We start from the raw sequence: 16,476 nt of genomic DNA on the forward strand, positions 1-16,476 counted from the left end.
TCATGATTAACCCTCGTCGCTTAAATGCCGGCGGTTTCCCGAATATAACGGCGCGCTTTTACCGCATACTCGAACGGATTGGCCAGCGCCGGATCCTGCTCGGCCTCCACCACCATCCACCCTTTGTAACCGCGTTCGTCCAGCAGCTTGAACACCGGCCTGAAGTCGATCACGCCATCACCCGGCACGGTGAAGGTGCCCTTCTTCACGCCGTCGAGGAAGCTCAGCTTGTTGGCCTTCACTTCCGCCACCACCTCATCGCGCACGTCCTTCAGATGGACGTGGTTGATGCGCGGCAGATACTTCTCCAGGATCGCCATCATCGTCTGCTGGCTGCCTTCCGAATAGTAGGCGTGGCCGGTATCGAACAGCAGGTAGACGTCGTCGTTGACCATGCTCATGTAGCGATCGATTTCGGCCGTGGTCTGAATGCCGGTGCCCATGTGGTGGTGCAGACACACCTGCATGCCTTTGCCGGCGGCGATCTTCGCCAGCTCGTTGTAACCGTCGGCCACGCGCTGCCACTCTTCGTCGCTGAAGTACGGCTTCTCTTCGAACACGCCTTTGGTGGTGCCCTGAATGCTCTTGCTCTGCTCGGAGCAGCCGATCACCCTGGCGCCCATGGCATGCAGGAAATTCATGTGGTTGATAAATTCATCGATGGTTTTGTCTTTCTGGCCGTCGGCGAAAAAGGTGCTGAACCAGGCGTTGCAGATCTGGATGCCGCGAATATCCAGCATCGGTTTCAGCACCGCCGGATCGCGCGGGTATTTGCTGCCCACTTCGCTGCCGGTGAAGCCGGCCAGCGCCATTTCGCTGACGCACTGCTGGAAGGTGTTTTCCTTGCCCAGATCGGGCATGTCGTCGTTGGTCCAGCCGATCGGCGCAATGGCCAATTTCACGTTGTCTTTATTCATGGTCTGCCTCGGTCCTTGGAGGGCCGCCGGTGCAAACGCCGCCGGCGAGCCGAATAAGATTATTTGCCCAACAGCTCTCTTTCGATGCGCTCTCTGGTCGCCACCGCCTGGCTCGGCATCTTTTCCGGGTAGCCGAACAGCGAGGTGCAGATGATCGATTCGCCGCCGACCTTGAAGCTGCGGTTGGCAAATTCCATGTCGCGCAGCGTCTGGAACAGGGCGTCGAAATTCACCTCGCCTTCGCCGATGCCGACGTGCTGATGCACCGCGGCGTCAACGCCCGGCGGGTTGACGATATAACGGCAATGCTTGGTGTGATTCATGGTGTCGGCGATCAGCACGTGGGAAAGATCGTCCCCGGCGTACTGCAGCATGCCGGCCACGTCACCCTGCCCCTTGTCGTAGTAGAAGGTGTGCGGCACGCTGTAGAGGTATTTGACGTGGTCGCTGCGCAGCGACTTCACCAGATCGGCGGTTTCGTTGCTCAGCTCGCAGAAGTCCCACGGGTGCGACTGGATCTCCATACGGATACCCTCGCGCTCGACGATCGGCAGCAGCTCCTCCATCGAGCGATACCACAGCTCCTCGCAGATCTCCGGTTCGTTGGGGTTGCCCGCCAGTTCGGTGTTAATCACCTGCACGCCCATTTCCACCGCGATTTCGATCATCCGCCGCCAGTTTTTGACCGCCGCCTGGCGGCGATCTTCCCCTGGCCCGGACCAGCGATACACCACGATAAATGAGGAGATCTCCACGCCGGTCGCTTTCAGGGCGTTTTTATACTCCGCCATGATTTCGCGGCTGGCCTTCGGATGCTTGTAAAACGGGTTGATCTGCGGGTGCGGCGACTGCTCGATGTATTTGTAGCCCCAGTCCGCCACCTGCTGCACCATTTTGGTCACGCCCAAATCCCGTATAACGTCGACATCAAAAGCGATCTTCATGGTCACTCCTCTGCAATCGTAGGTATGGGGGACAAGCCGATTATTTGTTGTAGAACACCGGGCGCGCCGGCAAGGTCACCGGCACAATCTCGCCGCTGAGCTGGGCCGCCACGCAGGCGTCGGCGGTCACCGCGGCGGCGTAGCCGTCCCAGGCGGAAGGCCCGGTCAGCTTGCCCGCAGCCACGTCGTTGATGAAACCCTGCAGCTCGACGTCATAGGCGTCGATAAAGCGATCTTTCCAGTCGGTCAGGATTTCGGTCGACAGGCGGGCGCCGCTGCGCATCTGCACCGAGGACGGCTCCGGCAGTTTGGCGATGCCGGTTTCCCCCACCACTTCGCACTGAATGTCGTAGCCGTACTGGCAGTTGACGAAGATTTCGACGTCGATGCGCGTACCCTTGGCGGTTTCAAACAGCACAATCTGCGGATCTTTCAGGTGCGGGAACGCCTTCGGGCTCTTACGCGGGAACACCACCTGCACCGACACGTAGTCATCATCGAGCAGCCAGCGCAGCACGTCGATTTCGTGGATCAGGGTGTCGGTGATCGCCATATCGGTGGTGTAGGCCTCGCCGACCGTCGGGTTGCGGTGCGCGCAGTGCAGCATCAGCGGTTCGCCGATCTGGCCGCTGGTCAGCACCTGTTTCAACGCGCGATAGCCCTGGTCATAGGGGCGCATAAAGCCGACCTGCACCAGCCGCTTGCCGTGTTTCGCTTCGGCATCGACGATGTTTTTGCAGCCCTGCGCGGTCACCGCCAGCGGCTTCTCGCAGAACACCGGTTTGCCGGCGGCGATGGCCGCCAACACGAACTCTTCGTGGCTCGGCCCCCAGGAGGTGACCAGCACCGCCTGCACGTCGGCGGCCTTGATCAGATCGTGGCCGTTGTCATACACCCGCGCATCCAGCTGCAGATCGCTCACCACCTTGGCGGCGTTGTCGCGGTTGATGTCGTTTACCGCCACCACGCGGGCACCCTGCAACACTTTGCTGCAGCGACGGATATGATCGCGGCCGATGGCGCCGGTGCCGATAACCCCAATGTTCAATGTCATTTTCGCTACCCTCGAGATTTATGTATGAAAACGAATCAGTAATCGCGCGCCTTATCGATGTTTTCCTGCAGCTTGCGCGCCACTTCGACGATTTTCTCGCTGTCGGCCACCTGAGCGCCGCCCACGCGCCACCAGCTGAGATACTTGTGCACCATGGTCTTCGGCAACACCTTGATGTCCAGCAGCGTGGACACGGTTTGCCTGCGGGCGTCGGCCAGCGCGTCGAGCAGCTGCTGCTCGGTGGTGACGCGATAGGTTTTACAGCCGTAAGCCGCCGCCAGCATGGCAAAATCGACCGGCACCAGCTTGCCGTCGAGCTTGCCGCCCTCTGGATTGCGGAAGCGGAATTCGGTGGTGTAGCTGTCCATGCCGTGTTCCATCTGCAGGTTGTTGATGCAGCCGTTGGTCATGTTGTCGAACAGCACCACGTTGATCTTGCAGCCTTCCTGAATCGAGGTGACCAGTTCGGAATGCAGCATCATGAATGCGCCGTCGCCCACCATTGCGTACACCTCGCGCTGCGGCTCGGCCAGCTTGACCCCCAGCGCGGCGTTCACCTCGTACCCCATGCAGGAGTAGCCGTATTCCACGTGGTAGCCGTGTTCGCCACGGTTGTGCCACACCCGCTGCAGATCGCCCGGTAGGCTGCCGGCGGCGGCGACGATCACGCTGTCCGCCGGCAGCTCGCGGTTCAACACCCCCAGCACGCGGCTCTGGGTCAGCGCGGAATCGGTCTGGGCGATAAATTCGGCGAACACCCGCTCGCGATCGAGGTGATCGTCGATCTCCGGTACAAAACCCGCGCCGCCGTATTCCACCGCGTAAACACGCGCGGTCTCTTCACGCTGGGCACCGCGCGCCGCGGCGATGGCGTCGCCCCAGCCGGCGCGGTAGTCAGCCTGCGCCAGCAGCGCACCCAGTTCGCTCAGGGCCTCGCGGGCGTCCGCCAGCACCTGCACGCCGTCGAGCTTGCCGGCGTCAAAGGCGCTGACATTGATATTGAGGAAGCTGACTTCCGGGTGTTGGAACAGCCATTTGGACGAGGTGGTGAAATCGGTGTAACGGGTACCGACGCCGATCACCAGATCGGCCTGCCGGGCCAACGTGTTGGCCGCCAGGCAGCCGGTTTCCCCGATGCCACCGAGGTTGAATTCATGGTCGCTCGGCACCGTGCCTTTGCCGGCCTGGGTTTCGGCAAACGGAATGCCGAAGCGCTCGGCAAATTCACGCAGCGCCCGCCCAGCCTGCGAGTATTTCACGCCGCCGCCGCACACCAGCAGCGGTTTGCGCTTGGCGGTCAGCAGCGCCAGCGCGTCCGCCAACATGCCGTCGGTCGCCGGGCGGCGATCGAGCCGATGCACGCGTTTCTGGAAGAAATAGTCGGGATAGTCGTAGGCTTCACCCTGCACATCCTGCGGTAGGCACAGCGTCACCGCGCCGGTATCCGCCGGATCGGTCAGCACGCGCATCGCGTTGATGCAGGCGCTCATCAGCTGCTCCGGCCGCACGATGCGATCCCAGTATTTGCTCACCGCGCGGAACGCGTCGTTGGTGCTGATGCTGAGATCGTAAGGCTGCTCGATTTGCTGCAGCACCGGATCCGGCTGGCGGGAGGCGTAAACGTCGCCCGGCAGCAGCAATAAAGGAATGCGGTTGGCGGTAGCGGTGGCCGCGGCGGTGATCATGTTGGCGGCGCCGGGGCCGACCGATGAGGTGCAGGCGTAGATCTGCCGGCGCAGCTTCTGTTTGGCGAAGCCGATCGCCGCGTGGGCCATGCCCTGCTCGTTGCGGCCCTGATGTACCCGCAGCTCGCCGCTATCCTGTTCCAGCGCTTGCCCCAGCCCCAGCACGTTGCCGTGGCCGAAAATCGCGAAAATGCCCGCGACGAATTTGGTCTCCACGCCGTCGGCCAGCAGATACTGGTTATCGAGAAATCTGACGAGCGCCTGCGCCATGGTTAGCCTGATCTTGCCCATTTACTCACCCTTTAGATTGAGGGCCGCCCCGGAAAGGGCTCGCGCCGAGCCGACAATCCCGTGTTTGTGTTACGCGGCGGCAGCTATTATCTTGAGCAGGCGATGCCCGCTGCTCACGAAGTCGACAACCTGAAACGTGAAGCGATTATAAACAAATATATTTTTCATAAAATCACATTACAGAAGAAACATTTCATTTTGCGATAAAGATCGCATATTGCATGAAAAGCCCGTTTCATCTCGTGCTTCAACCTTCGCTGACTTCGCGCCGCGCAATGGCGGGTGACCACCGTCAGCACTCAGGATGACAGCCTTTTATCCTGTCCTCGCACTCCTTTTCAGCGCGCGCCTGGCCGCCCTTCCGTGGCCGTTTCACCGCCTTTTCCCCCCCCTTGCCGATGTTTTAAATGCATCACATTTTTGGGGTGTAAATTTCATTCCATATTGAAATTGAAATTTTCATTCCCCATACTGTCCACATGCTTCCTGCAGGGCGCCACGCTCGGGCCGCCGCCGGAGTTTTGCTTAAACAGAAGGAAACGGGTATGGCTACACAAGAAAAACAGCTTGATGTCATTTGTCTCGGGCGCATCGCCGTCGATTTCTATGCTCAGCAGATCGGCGCGCGGCTGGAAGACGCCGGCACATTCGCCAAGTACCTCGGCGGCTCTTCCGGCAACGTGGCCTACGGCACCGCCATTCAGGGGTTAAAATCCGGCATGCTGGCGCGGGTCGGCGACGAGCACATGGGCCGCTTTCTGCGTGAAGAGCTGCAGCGCGTCGGGGCCGATACCCGCTGCCTCATCACCGACAAGCAACGATTAACCGGCCTGGTGATCCTCGGCATCAAGGATCAGGAAACTTTCCCGCTGATCTTCTACCGCGAAAACTGCGCGGACATGGCGCTGACGCCGGACGACATCGACGAGGCCTACATCGCTTCCTCGCGCGCGCTGGCCATCACCGGCACGCACCTGTCGCACCCGAACACCCGCGCCGCGGTGCTGAAGGCGCTGGAATACGCGCGCCGCCACGGTCTGCGCACCGCCCTGGACATCGATTACCGCCCGGTGCTGTGGGGGCTGACGTCGCTGGGCGACGGCGAAACCCGCTTTGTGGAATCAGATCAGGTCACGCGCGAGCTGCAAGAGGTGCTGCACCATTTCGATCTGATCGTCGGCACCGAAGAAGAGTTTCACATCGCCGGCGGCAGTACCGACACGCTGACGGCGCTAAAAAACGTGCGGCGGGCCACGGCGGCCACGCTGGTGTGCAAGCGCGGCGCGCAGGGTTGTTCGGTGTTCGAAGGCGAAATCGCCGACGACTGGGCGCAGGTGAAGCTGCACGCCGGCGTGCGGGTTGAGGTGCTGAACGTGCTGGGGGCCGGCGATGCCTTTATGTCCGGCCTGCTGCGCGGCTACCTGAACGATGAGGGCTGGGATCAGGCCTGCCGCTACGCCAACGCCTGCGGCGCATTGGTGGTATCGCGCCACGGCTGCGCGCCGGCCATGCCGACCAAACGGGAGCTGGACGACTACCTGCTGCGCGAACGGCAGGTTACGCGCCCGGACCGCGACGCACGCCTGAACCACCTGCACCGGGTGACCACCCGCAAGCAGCAATGGCCAGAGCTGTGCGTGTTCGCTTTCGATCACCGCAAGCAGCTGGCGGACATGGCGCGCGAAGCCGGCGTCGGCGAGGAACGCATTCCGCGCCTGAAAACCCTGCTGCTCACCGCGGCGCAACAGGCTGCCGCGCAGGCCGGCCTCAACGGCAACAGCGGCATTCTGGCCGACACCACCTACGGGCAGGCGGCGTTGAACGAGATCACCGGCCAGGGATGGTGGATCGGCCGGCCGGTGGAGCTGCCCAGCTCGCGCCCGCTGCGCCTGGAGCACGGCAATATCGGCTCGCAATTGATCGACTGGCCGCAGGAGCACGTGGTGAAGTGCCTGGTGTTTTATCACCCGCACGACGCGGCGGAACTGCGCCGCGAGCAGGATGCGCTGATCGCCGACGTCTACCGCGGCTGCTGCAAATCCGGCCACGAGCTGCTGCTGGAGGTGATTCTGCCGGACAACAACCCCGACAAGGACGAACGCCATTACCTGGAGATGATTGAACACTTCTACCGGTTGGGCATTCAGCCGGACTGGTGGAAACTGCCGCCGCTGAGCGCGGAAAACTGGCGGCGGGTCGGTGCGCTGATCGACACCTACGATCCCTTCTGCCGCGGCGTGCTGATCCTGGGGCTCGACTCCCCGGAAGCGGTGCTGAAGGCGGGCTTTGCCGCCGCCGCGGATGCGCGCTGGGTGAAGGGTTTCGCCGTCGGCCGCACCATCTTCGGCCAGCCTTCGCGCCGCTGGCTGCAGGATGAAATCGACGACGCGGCCCTGATCGAGCAGGTGAAACAAAAATACCTGACGCTGATCGGTTTCTGGCGCCAGTACCGTCCGCAGGCGAGCGGCGCGCACTGACAGCGAGCGCGAGTTCACGTCCCCTTAAGGCCATTTCGCCGCTTTAAGGGGATTTTTTTGCCCCTTTTCTGTGAAGTCGCGCAATGTGCGATCGAATAAATCGCTTTTTGAGGAAATGAAATTTCCGCTCCGTCTGTTAAAATACCCTGTCAATATTTCAGGCGTCAGGCCAATGCGCCTTCACCCCACTGCGAGCCGAATGGATGAACAACCCAACTCAACTTTCGCTGTTACAGGACGAGATTCGCCACCGTTATGAAACGCTGAGCAAGCGTTTGAAGCAGGTGGCGCGCTATATTTTGGATAACAGTAACAGCATCGCTTTCGATACCGTTGCCTCCATCGCCGCACAGGCCAGCGTACCGCCTTCCACCCTGATCCGTTTCGCCAACGCCTTCGGCTTCAGCGGCTTCAACGAAATGAAGCAGGTGTTCCGTCAGCATCTGATGGAAGAGACGGTGAACTATACCGAACGCGCGCGCCTGTTCCGCCAAACCTCCACCGACGACAACGTCGCGCCGGAGAAACCGGCGGAAATTCTCAACGTATTCACCATGGTCAACGCGCAGGCGCTGCAGCAGCTGGCGATGCAGATCGCCCCCGAGCAGCTGGATCGCGCCGTCGAGCTGCTCAACAACGCCGAAAATATCTACGTGATCGGCCTGCGCCGTTCGTTCAGCGTCGCCTCCTACCTCACCTATGCGCTGCGCCATCTGGAGCGCCGCGCGTTTCTGATCGACGGCCTGGGCGGCATGTTCACCGAACAGCTGAGCATGGTAAAACCGAAGGACGTGGTGATCGCCATCAGCTATTCGCCGTACGCCCGCGAAGCGGTGGAACTGGTGGAACTGGGCGCCAAGCGCGGTGCGCAGCAGATCGCCATCACCGACAGCCAGGTCAGCCCGCTGGCCGCCTTCAGCGACGTCTGTTTCGTGGTGCGTGAAGCGCAGGTGGACGGCTTCCGCTCGCAGGTGGCTTCGATGTGCCTGGCGCAGACGCTGGCGGTCTCGCTGGCGCTGAATAACGCCCGGGACGAGTAAGGCTGGGGTGAACGCGCCCGACAGGCTCGGGCGCGGCGGGATTATTGCAGCAACAAATAGCGGTAGAGCGCGCTTTCCAGATCCTGCTTCATGCTGATGAAAAGCAGAATCTCCACCGTCTGGCCGTCATAGTCATAGATGACGCGGTATTCGCTATCGGGATCCAATCGCTCGTGCAACCGTACCCCCATGCCCGCCAGCACGGCGTTGAAGCGGTAGCGGGCAGGATCGTCGGCAATTGCCGCAAGGGACGATAACAACAGATTGTCCACGAACACCCCGGCTGCGGCGGCCCCTATCGTTCCGCTCTTGTAAGACTCGATGTCTTTCAGGCTCCATTCCGCCGCCGGCGCGACGGTAAAACGTATTTCCTTGGGCATCCTGCACCTCGGGCCTATTTCCGCGCGTCGCGCAGCCGCTGCAACGTTTCTTCGGGCGACAGACCGCGCTGATTTTTAATCTCTTGCTTCGCCATCATAGTCAGTTTCAGCAACGCGTTGGACTGGCGCTCCAGATTGCGTTCCCGAATTTCGGCCTCTCTCTCAGCCGCCGTTTGCACAAACAGCTCGGCAACACCATTTTTTGTGACGTAAACCCCGCCTTCAAACAGATCGGGCGAACCTAATCCTTCTCGCGCCGCTTTTTGGGACATGGTAGTCGTCATGGTTTTTCCTCCTGCGCATAGGCAATCACGCTGTATCACAGCGGTTCTTTGGATTCACTCAGCCGGGGAGCGATCGTGTGCGGACAGGTTATCATTTGAACAAGATGGAGGGCAAATTTAGGTCAAATTTATACCCTGATAAAAAGAAAGCCCGGCAAGCCGGGCCTCAAGCGCTTATTGCGCGGCGGGATAGCCGTCGCCGTTAATCCAGGCGTGGTCTTTTTCCCAGGTGAATTTCCACTGCCGCACCGGCCCGGCCATCACGTTGAGATAATAGTTGTCGTAGCCTGCCAGGGTCGCCACCGGGTGATAACCGCGCGGCACTTTCACCACGTCGCGATTGTAGACCGGCATGCACTCGTCGAGCGTGCGATCGTCGGTATAGACACGCTGCATGCAGAACCCCTGCTCCGGCTGAATACGGTGATAATACGTCTCTTCGAGATAGGTTTCGTCCGGCGAGTCTTCCCGATCGTGCTTGTGGCTCGGGTAGGAACTGGTGTTGCCCTCGTCGGTGTAAACCTCCACCACCAGCAGGCTGTCGGCCGGCTCGCTGTCCGGCAGAATGTTGTGCACCAACCGCTGGTTACGCCCCTTGCCGCGCCGCTCCACGCCGATATCCGCCGGCGTGATCAGCCGTGAGGGCAGGTGGCCGCTGCCGGGCGCGCTGCACACCGCCAGCTCCAGATCGGTTTCTGCCCGCACGTCGATGCGATCGTGATGCGGCACATACACCGCGTAAGGCGGCGTGCGCTCGAACGGGCTCATGCGCTTGCCGATATGCGGGTACTCGGCGCGCAGCGTGGCGACGGAGGCGATACCGGCCACCAGCACCAGGCACAGCTCCTTATCGCCGCACTCAAGCTGCAGCGACTGCCCGGCGGCCAGGCGATAAACGTCAAAGCCGACATAGCGCCAACCGGCATTTTCCGGCGTCACATGCTGGATGCGCCCTTCGGCGTTCGGCGTCTGACATTTGGCAAGCAGTGAAGACATCTCGATTCTCCTGTTAATGATTCGTGCAAAGGCCGCTGCCCCGAAGGAGCAACGGCCTGGCCTGAATATGACAGCGCTTAACCCAGCGTCGGCATGCTGAATTCGGACACCGTCTGCTGCCCGGCCGGCCAGCGCGCGGTGGCGGTCTTCATGCGCGTGTAGAAGCGCACGCCGTCGGTGCCGTGTACGTTCAGCGCGCCGAACACCGAGCGCTTCCAGCCGCCGAAGCTGTGGAACGCCATCGGCACCGGCACCGGCACGTTGACGCCGACCATCCCGGCCTGCACTTCTTGCACGAACTGGCGCGCGTAGTGGCCGCTGCCGGTAAAGATGGCGCTGCCGTTGCCGAACTCGTGGCCGTTCACCGTGTCGATGGCGGTACGGTAGTCCGGCACCCGCACGATGCCCAGCACCGGCCCGAAGATCTCTTCACGGTAGATGCGCATGTTCGGTTTCACATGGTCGAACAGCGTGCCGCCGACGTAGTAGCCTTCAGGATAGCCCGGCACCTGATAATTGCGGCCGTCGGCCACCAGGGTCGCGCCTTCTTCCACGCCCAGATCGATGTAGCCCAGCACCTTCTTCTGGTGGGCGGACGACACCAGCGGCCCCATTTCATTCTCTTCGCCGCCCTGCTGCAAGCCCGGCCCGACGCGCAGCTGCGCGATCAGCGGCTTCAATTTGGCGATCAGTTTGTCGGCGGTATCGTCACCGACCACCACGGCGATCGGCAACGCCATGCAGCGCTCGCCGGCGGAGCCGAACGCGCCGCCCATCAGCGCGTTAACCGTGGCGTCCAGATCGGCGTCCGGCATGACGATCGCCTGGTTCTTCGCCGCCCCGAAGGCCTGCACCCGCTTGCCGTGCGCACTGGCGGTGGTGTAGATATGTTCCGCCACGGTGGAGGAGCCGACGAAGCTCACCGCCTGAATGCGCGGATCGGTGCACAGCTGCGCCGCGTCTTCATTGGCGCAGTGCACCACGTTGAACACGCCGTCCGGCAGGCCGGCTTCTTTCAGCAGCTCCGCCAGGCGCACCGAGGCGGAAGGCACCAGCGCCGGCGGCTTGAGGATGAAGGTGTTGCCGCAGGCCAGCGCGATAGGGAACATCCACATCGGCACCATCGCCGGGAAGTTGAACGGGGTAATGCCCGCCACCACGCCCAGCGGCTGCATCAGCGAGAAGCTGTCGACGCCGCTGCCGACGTCCGGCGAATACTCGCCCTTGATCAGATGCGGGATGCCGCAGGCGAATTCGACCACTTCCATGCCGCGCATCAGTTCGCCTAGCGCATCCGAGTACACTTTGCCGTGCTCGCTGACGATAAGCTCGGCCAGCTCGTCGCGGTGCTGTTCCAGCAGCGCCTTGAAATTGAACATGATGCGCGCGCGGCGCAGCGGCGTGGTGCGCGACCAGTCGGCAAACGCCCGATGGGCCACGTCGATGGCCTGTTTGACTTCGGCAGCGGTGCTCTGCGTGACGCGCCGCTCAACCTGCCCGCTGGCCGGGTTGTGCACGTCAACGGTTTGATTACTGCTGCTCAGGCACACCTGCCCGCCAATAAAGTTACCCACGGTTTTCATGTCACGCCCTCTTTTCAAGTCCGCTGTCGCCTGGCCACTCGCCGGCGGCGCGGCGTTAATCATCCCGCTCGCCAAACCCCGTCGGCAAGCCGGCTAAATCCTGACCGGATGCAGCAAACTCTATTTCATTGAAAAAAAAGTTTCAAATAAATTGTTTTGGAAAATTTATTTTTAGTGCGTGAGGTCGCAATTTTGCGGTGTCGATCCGGTTGGCGCTTTCATTACCGTGCCAGGGAAAGCGCAACGGCGGAGAAGAAATCCGGGGTAATGCACACTGACTTTGCTACAGAAAACCCGCGCTATGCCTGCCCTGTCGTCGTTACCGCCAGCCCCCGTTCGCCCAAGGTGCCCGAATCGCTCGCGACGGTTTTTTTTGAACTGGATCTAAAAATCAATATTCCATTATTCACTAATTATGAAATAAATGTTCTTGTTTGTTCCAGCATTTATCGACGACATCGCCTTGATGACAGGCACGGTTCACACCCTTCCGCTCGCCCTCTTCCCGACACCCCAACCGTGCGGACGGAAGCCAGGATAAAAATCGGAGCAACACATGTCATATCAGCGTAAGCACAATACCGGCTACATATTGCGAATTTGCGGCATCGCCGCCCTGGGCGGCATTCTGTTCGGCTACGATACCGCCGTGATCTCCGGCGCGATCGAAGCGTTAAAAACCTATTTCAGTCTCAGCCCGGCCGAAACCGGTTGGGCGGTCTCCAACGTGGTGATCGGCTGCGTGGTCGGCGCCTTCGCCGCCGGGCCGCTGGCGGCGCGCTGGGGCCGTAAAAAGGCGCTGATGCTGGCGGCGCTGCTGTTCACCGTGTCCGCCGTCGGCGCGGCCTTGGCCCCGACCTTCACCTGGTTCGTCATCTACCGCATCATCGGCGGGCTGGCGGTCGGCATTGCCGCCACCGTGTCGCCGATGTACATGTCGGAAGTGTCGCCAAAGGACATGCGCGGGCGCGCGCTCAGCATGCAGCAGTTCGCCATCGTCTTCGGTCAGATCGTGATTTTCTACGTCAACTTCAAAATCGCCAGCCTCGCCAGCGAAGCCTGGCTGGTGGAAATGGGCTGGCGCTGGATGTTCGCCTCGGGCGTAATCCCCTGCATTCTGTTCTGCATCCTGGTGTTCGTCATTCCTGAATCGCCGCGCTGGAACGTAATGATGGGGCGCGACGATCAGGCGCTGGCGATGTTGACCAAGGTCTCCAACGCCGCCCACGCGCAGAATCTGTTGAAAGAAATCAAAGACTCGCTGCAGCAGGATCAACAGCAGCAGCACCGGAAGCTGAACTACGGCGATGTGCGGGTACGTTTCATCCTGTTCGTCGGCTGCATGATCGCCATGTTGCAGCAGGTGACCGGCGTCAACGTAATGATGTATTACGCGCCGGTGGTGCTGAAAACCGTGACCGAAAACGCGCAGGAAGCGCTGTTTCAGACCATCTGGATCGGCGTGCTGCAGCTGGTCGGTTCGGTCATCGGCGCCATGCTGATGGATCGCATGGGCCGCATTCCCTTGATGCGTTATGGCACGCTGGGCGCCATCGCCGGCCTGCTGCTCACCTCGTACGCGCTCTACACCCAGGCCACCGGCTATTTCGCGCTGTTCGGCATGCTGTTCTTCATGGTGTTTTATGCGCTGTCCTGGGGCGTCGGCGCCTGGGTGCTGGTGTCGGAAATCTTCCCGAACCGCATGCGCGCGCAGGGGATGAGCATCGCCGTCGGCTGCATGTGGGTCGCCAACTTCGCGGTGTCGCAGTCGTTCCCGATGATCAACGACCACCCGTATCTGTTCTCGCATTTCCACGGTGCCTTCCCGATGTGGATCTTCGCCGCCTGCTGCCTGTTCAGCTACTGGTTCATCGGCCGCTACATTCCGGAAACCAAAGGCGTCTCGCTGGAAAAAATGGAGCAGGTGGTGCTGGCCAAACGCCACCGTCACCCCCTGCCCGACGGCAAGCCGCTGCCGCTGGAAAACGGCAAATCCTGATCTCTCAACCCTGACCGCTGGAGTAATGCCTCATGACACTTGCGCTGGACCGCTTCTGCATTAACCGCAAGATCGCGCCGAATCTCGATCTGGACAGTTTTTTCCGCCTGGTGAAACGCTGCGGGCTCAGCAAAGTTGAGCTACGCAACGACATGCCCAGCGGCAAGGTAACTGACGATCTGAGCGACGCGCAGCTCAACGCGCTCGCCGCGCAATACGGCATCGAGATCGTCACGATCAACGCCCTTGGCATGTTCAATCGGGTAGACGACCCGGCGGCGCTGCTGCAGCGCGCCGAAGCGTTGCTGGCGCAGGCGCAGGCCATCCACAGCCGGGCGCTGGTGCTGTGCCCGCACTGCAGCACCGATGACAAGCGCAGCGAGCAGCAAAAACGCGACGACACCCTCGCGGCATTGCGGTTGCTGGCGCCGCTGTTTGCGCGCTATGGCGTGCAGGGGTACGTCGAGCCGCTGGGCTTCGGCATCAGTTCGCTGCGATCGTCGCTGCTGACTCAGGCGCTCATCCGCGATTCGGGCGCGCCGTACCGCATCGTGCTCGATACTTTCCACCACTACCTGAGCGATGTGACGCAGGCCGACTTCGATGCGCAAATCCAGGTGGCGCAGATCGGCCTGGTGCATCTGTCCGGCGTGGAAGACGGGCGGGATAAAGGCGCGCTGAGCGACGAAGAGCGCATCATGCTGAGCGAGGGCGATCGGCTGGAGAGCCGCCGCCAGGTGCAGAACCTGGAACGCCTGGGCTACACCGGCGTCTATGCCTTCGAGCCCTTCTCTTCGCAGCTGGACAGCTGGAGCGAGGCGGATATCGAACGGGAAATCCGCCACAGCATTGCCCTGCTGCAAGGGTAAAAAAACGGCCTCCGCGGAGGCCGTTTTTCATGGCGTTACTTCAGGTTGCCGACCACCAGCTGGTGGCGCTCGTTGTAAAACTTACGGTAGGCCAGATAGCAGGCGATGATGGTCGACAGGCTGGCGGTAGAAAGCAGCATGAAGGTCACCATAATCTGGTATTTGATCGCTTTCACCGGGTCGATGCCGGCGAAGATCAGCCCGGACATCATGCCCGGCAGGCTAACCAGCCCAACGGTTTTCGCCGAGTCCACGGTCGGGATCAGCGAAGCGCGGATGCTGTCGCGGATCAGCGCCGCCGAAGCGAACTTGGGCGTCGCCCCCAGGCTGAGCATCTCCTGAATCTTCTGCTGTTCGCTTTTGAAACGCTGGCCGAGGTTGGTGTAGCACAGCCCCACCGCCACCATGGCGTTACCGGCGATCATCCCGGAGATGGGGATCACCTGCATCGGCGTAAATTCGATGGAACCGGTCAAGACCAGCACCGCCAGCGTCAGCACCGCGCCGGTGGTGATGGCGATAAACGACGTCACGAACGCGTGTTCGACGTACTTGCTGCGTTTCTTGGCGTTGTAGGCCGCGTTAAAGCAGATGAACAGCACCATCAACACGGTAAGCACCGCGTTATCCAGGTCGAAAATATACTTCAGCACATAGCCGACGATGATCAGCTGCACCACCGCGCGGCAGATGCTCCAGATAATGTCCTTTTCCAGCGCCAGCTTTTCCCGGTGGCTGATCAGGATGGCGACCACCACCAGGATCATCGACAAGCCTAAGGATTCGTTGGTGATGTTATGCTGATTCATGCTGTTGCTCCTGTTGCTCGGCGCCGTGCGCGCGCAGGGTGATCACCTCATCCGCATGCGCTATCTCTTCGGTATCGTGCGTCACCCACAGCACCGCCAGCCGGTGCTCCGCCACCAGCTGATGCACTATCTCATTGACGTTGCGTTTGTTTTCCTCGTCCAGCGCGCTGGTGATCTCATCGAGCAGCAGCACCCGGGGCATAAACTGCAGGTTGCGGATCAGGGACACGCGCTGCTTCTCTCCGCCGGACAGCTCATTGATGCTTTTGGTCAGCATCGCCTCCGGCAGCCCGAAACGCGTCAGGTCGGCCTTCATTTTTCGTTCATCCGGCGACTGCTGACGGATCTGGTAGGGCAGCGCCAGATTGTCATAAACCGTATTGCCGAACAGCGCCGGCGTCTGGAAGCAGTAAGAAACCTGCTTGCGATACGCCTCCGGCGACATCTCGGCGATCGCCTGGCCGTCGAAATAGAGGCTCCCGCGGGTCGGATCCATTAAGGAAGAGATGATTTTCAGCAGCGTGCTTTTCCCGCAGCCGGAAGGCCCGGTGATCAGTTTGAACTCGCCCTCACCCAGCGTGAAAGAGACAGAGTCCAGGATCACCTGGTTGTCTATTTGATAATGAATATCATCCAATCTCAGTATGTCTTTCTTTTCCTTCATTACGATGCCGGCTCCCTACACCTGTTCCCGTCTGAGCGATAAGTATATGGCCGCAAAAAACATCTTAGCAATGCCTGCGCGGATGGCAGAGAGCGGAAAGGAGGATTGGCGGAGCAAAACGCCCCGCCAAATGATAAGATTAATTAATGATTAGCTGTAGAGATAGTCAAAAGCGACCGCCAGGGTCGAATCACTCTTTTTTTAGCGCTGCCTGTTCGTCGCCGCTGTACCAGCGTAGAGAATTGTTGATGCTGCGGTGGGTGCAGTGGACCTTGCCCTCCTTTTCCAGCGCCAGCAGCAGGGTTCGGGTGGTATAAATGTTTTCGCCGCATTTATCCGCCAGCTCGCGCGTCTTCGGCCACTGCTCCGGCGGGGGATGATGGCCCCCTGCCCCTTCGACACGCTCCCTGCACAATCCTTGCAACACATTCAGCATCAGCGATTTTCTGCTTTCAAACGTTTTCGGCGCCTTGGCCATAGCATT

15 protein-coding genes are annotated in these 16,476 nt (G+C 60.8%); 4 read left to right on the forward strand and 11 right to left on the reverse strand.

Features of this window, described 5'->3' with window-relative positions; translation table 11 throughout:
- Positions 1-20 precede the first annotated feature (20 nt).
- Genes iolE through iolD form a run of 4 tightly spaced genes read right to left on the reverse strand, consistent with a single transcriptional unit; the run spans position 21 to position 4,891 of the window.
- The gene (iolE, locus tag ACUXAC_RS23745; protein WP_387445145.1) at positions 21-917 is read right to left on the reverse strand and encodes a myo-inosose-2 dehydratase; all 897 of its coding nucleotides are present in this window, start codon (positions 915-917) and stop codon (positions 21-23) included.
- Between the two features lie 59 nt (positions 918-976).
- Positions 977-1,861, reverse strand: coding sequence for a sugar phosphate isomerase/epimerase family protein (locus ACUXAC_RS23750; RefSeq protein ID WP_004930845.1), 885 nt, complete (start codon positions 1,859-1,861; stop codon positions 977-979).
- A gap of 40 nt (positions 1,862-1,901) precedes the next feature.
- Positions 1,902-2,915: a Gfo/Idh/MocA family protein gene (locus ACUXAC_RS23755; protein WP_038871433.1), complete on the reverse strand. Its 1,014-nt coding sequence runs from the start codon at positions 2,913-2,915 to the stop codon at positions 1,902-1,904.
- A gap of 35 nt (positions 2,916-2,950) precedes the next feature.
- Positions 2,951-4,891: a 3D-(3,5/4)-trihydroxycyclohexane-1,2-dione acylhydrolase (decyclizing) gene (gene iolD / locus ACUXAC_RS23760; RefSeq protein WP_387445147.1), complete on the reverse strand. Its 1,941-nt coding sequence runs from the start codon at positions 4,889-4,891 to the stop codon at positions 2,951-2,953.
- 545 nt (positions 4,892-5,436) lie between these two features.
- Between iolD and ACUXAC_RS23765 the strand changes: the two genes are divergently transcribed.
- Positions 5,437-7,368, forward strand: coding sequence for a bifunctional 5-dehydro-2-deoxygluconokinase/5-dehydro-2-deoxyphosphogluconate aldolase (locus ACUXAC_RS23765; protein WP_060441404.1), 1,932 nt, complete (start codon positions 5,437-5,439; stop codon positions 7,366-7,368).
- A gap of 203 nt (positions 7,369-7,571) precedes the next feature.
- Entirely contained in the window at positions 7,572-8,408 is an 837-nt protein-coding gene (locus ACUXAC_RS23770) for a MurR/RpiR family transcriptional regulator (protein ID WP_004930856.1), read from the forward strand.
- A 41-nt stretch (positions 8,409-8,449) separates the two neighbouring features.
- Here the strand turns inward: ACUXAC_RS23770 and ACUXAC_RS23775 are convergent, their stop codons facing one another.
- The 4 genes from ACUXAC_RS23775 to ACUXAC_RS23790 form a co-directional block, all read right to left on the reverse strand.
- Positions 8,450-8,788: a type II toxin-antitoxin system RelE/ParE family toxin gene (locus ACUXAC_RS23775; RefSeq protein ID WP_049202849.1), complete on the reverse strand. Its 339-nt coding sequence runs from the start codon at positions 8,786-8,788 to the stop codon at positions 8,450-8,452.
- A gap of 14 nt (positions 8,789-8,802) precedes the next feature.
- Positions 8,803-9,072: a hypothetical protein gene (locus ACUXAC_RS23780; RefSeq protein ID WP_004930864.1), complete on the reverse strand. Its 270-nt coding sequence runs from the start codon at positions 9,070-9,072 to the stop codon at positions 8,803-8,805.
- A 174-nt stretch (positions 9,073-9,246) separates the two neighbouring features.
- Positions 9,247-10,068: a 5-deoxy-glucuronate isomerase gene (gene iolB, locus ACUXAC_RS23785; protein WP_033636349.1), complete on the reverse strand. Its 822-nt coding sequence runs from the start codon at positions 10,066-10,068 to the stop codon at positions 9,247-9,249.
- A 77-nt stretch (positions 10,069-10,145) separates the two neighbouring features.
- Positions 10,146-11,651, reverse strand: a complete 1,506-nt coding sequence (locus ACUXAC_RS23790) for a CoA-acylating methylmalonate-semialdehyde dehydrogenase (RefSeq protein WP_454266900.1) — start codon at positions 11,649-11,651, stop codon at positions 10,146-10,148.
- 556 nt (positions 11,652-12,207) lie between these two features.
- Here ACUXAC_RS23790 and ACUXAC_RS23795 point away from each other — a divergent pair.
- Both ACUXAC_RS23795 and ACUXAC_RS23800 read left to right on the forward strand, forming a co-directional pair.
- Positions 12,208-13,650, forward strand: coding sequence for a sugar porter family MFS transporter (locus tag ACUXAC_RS23795; RefSeq protein ID WP_049202853.1), 1,443 nt, complete (start codon positions 12,208-12,210; stop codon positions 13,648-13,650).
- A 32-nt stretch (positions 13,651-13,682) separates the two neighbouring features.
- On the forward strand, positions 13,683-14,519 hold the full coding sequence (locus tag ACUXAC_RS23800; protein WP_197757769.1) for a TIM barrel protein: 837 nt from the start codon (positions 13,683-13,685) through the stop codon (positions 14,517-14,519).
- A gap of 35 nt (positions 14,520-14,554) precedes the next feature.
- On the opposite strand, the gene fetB is transcribed toward ACUXAC_RS23800, so the two are convergent.
- The 3 genes from fetB to ACUXAC_RS23815 all read right to left on the reverse strand — a co-directional run bounded on the left by fetB (position 14,555) and on the right by ACUXAC_RS23815 (position 16,470).
- The gene (gene fetB, locus ACUXAC_RS23805) at positions 14,555-15,328 is read right to left on the reverse strand and encodes an iron efflux ABC transporter permease subunit FetB (RefSeq protein WP_049202855.1); all 774 of its coding nucleotides are present in this window, start codon (positions 15,326-15,328) and stop codon (positions 14,555-14,557) included.
- Entirely contained in the window at positions 15,315-15,992 is a 678-nt protein-coding gene (gene fetA, locus ACUXAC_RS23810; RefSeq protein WP_047729658.1) for an iron efflux ABC transporter ATP-binding subunit FetA, read from the reverse strand. The genes fetB and fetA overlap by 14 nt, the downstream gene beginning before the upstream one ends.
- A 190-nt stretch (positions 15,993-16,182) precedes the next feature.
- Positions 16,183-16,470 carry a FaeA/PapI family transcriptional regulator gene (locus ACUXAC_RS23815; RefSeq protein WP_343181954.1) on the reverse strand — a complete coding sequence of 96 codons (288 nt, stop codon included), beginning with the start codon at positions 16,468-16,470 and terminating at the stop codon, positions 16,183-16,185.
- Positions 16,471-16,476 lie beyond the last annotated feature (6 nt).

Source organism: Serratia sp. 121840015-1 (assembly GCF_053627655.1).

Excerpts from the sequence above, each read along its gene's own strand:
- iolE (WP_387445145.1), bottom strand. The coding sequence starts at position 917 with ATGAATAAAGACAACGTGAAATTGGCCATTGCGCCGATCGGCTGGACC.
- ACUXAC_RS23750 (WP_004930845.1), bottom strand. The coding sequence starts at position 1,861 with ATGAAGATCGCTTTTGATGTCGACGTTATACGGGATTTGGGCGTGACC.
- ACUXAC_RS23755 (WP_038871433.1), bottom strand. The coding sequence starts at position 2,915 with ATGACATTGAACATTGGGGTTATCGGCACCGGCGCCATCGGCCGCGAT.
- iolD (WP_387445147.1), bottom strand. The coding sequence starts at position 4,891 with ATGGGCAAGATCAGGCTAACCATGGCGCAGGCGCTCGTCAGATTTCTC.
- ACUXAC_RS23765 (WP_060441404.1), top strand. The coding sequence starts at position 5,437 with ATGGCTACACAAGAAAAACAGCTTGATGTCATTTGTCTCGGGCGCATC.
- ACUXAC_RS23770 (WP_004930856.1), top strand. The coding sequence starts at position 7,572 with ATGAACAACCCAACTCAACTTTCGCTGTTACAGGACGAGATTCGCCAC.
- ACUXAC_RS23775 (WP_049202849.1), bottom strand. The coding sequence starts at position 8,788 with ATGCCCAAGGAAATACGTTTTACCGTCGCGCCGGCGGCGGAATGGAGC.
- ACUXAC_RS23780 (WP_004930864.1), bottom strand. The coding sequence starts at position 9,072 with ATGACGACTACCATGTCCCAAAAAGCGGCGCGAGAAGGATTAGGTTCG.
- iolB (WP_033636349.1), bottom strand. The coding sequence starts at position 10,068 with ATGTCTTCACTGCTTGCCAAATGTCAGACGCCGAACGCCGAAGGGCGC.
- ACUXAC_RS23790 (WP_454266900.1), bottom strand. The coding sequence starts at position 11,651 with ATGAAAACCGTGGGTAACTTTATTGGCGGGCAGGTGTGCCTGAGCAGC.
- ACUXAC_RS23795 (WP_049202853.1), top strand. The coding sequence starts at position 12,208 with ATGTCATATCAGCGTAAGCACAATACCGGCTACATATTGCGAATTTGC.
- ACUXAC_RS23800 (WP_197757769.1), top strand. The coding sequence starts at position 13,683 with ATGACACTTGCGCTGGACCGCTTCTGCATTAACCGCAAGATCGCGCCG.
- fetB (WP_049202855.1), bottom strand. The coding sequence starts at position 15,328 with ATGAATCAGCATAACATCACCAACGAATCCTTAGGCTTGTCGATGATC.
- fetA (WP_047729658.1), bottom strand. The coding sequence starts at position 15,992 with ATGAAGGAAAAGAAAGACATACTGAGATTGGATGATATTCATTATCAA.
- ACUXAC_RS23815 (WP_343181954.1), bottom strand. The coding sequence starts at position 16,470 with ATGGCCAAGGCGCCGAAAACGTTTGAAAGCAGAAAATCGCTGATGCTG.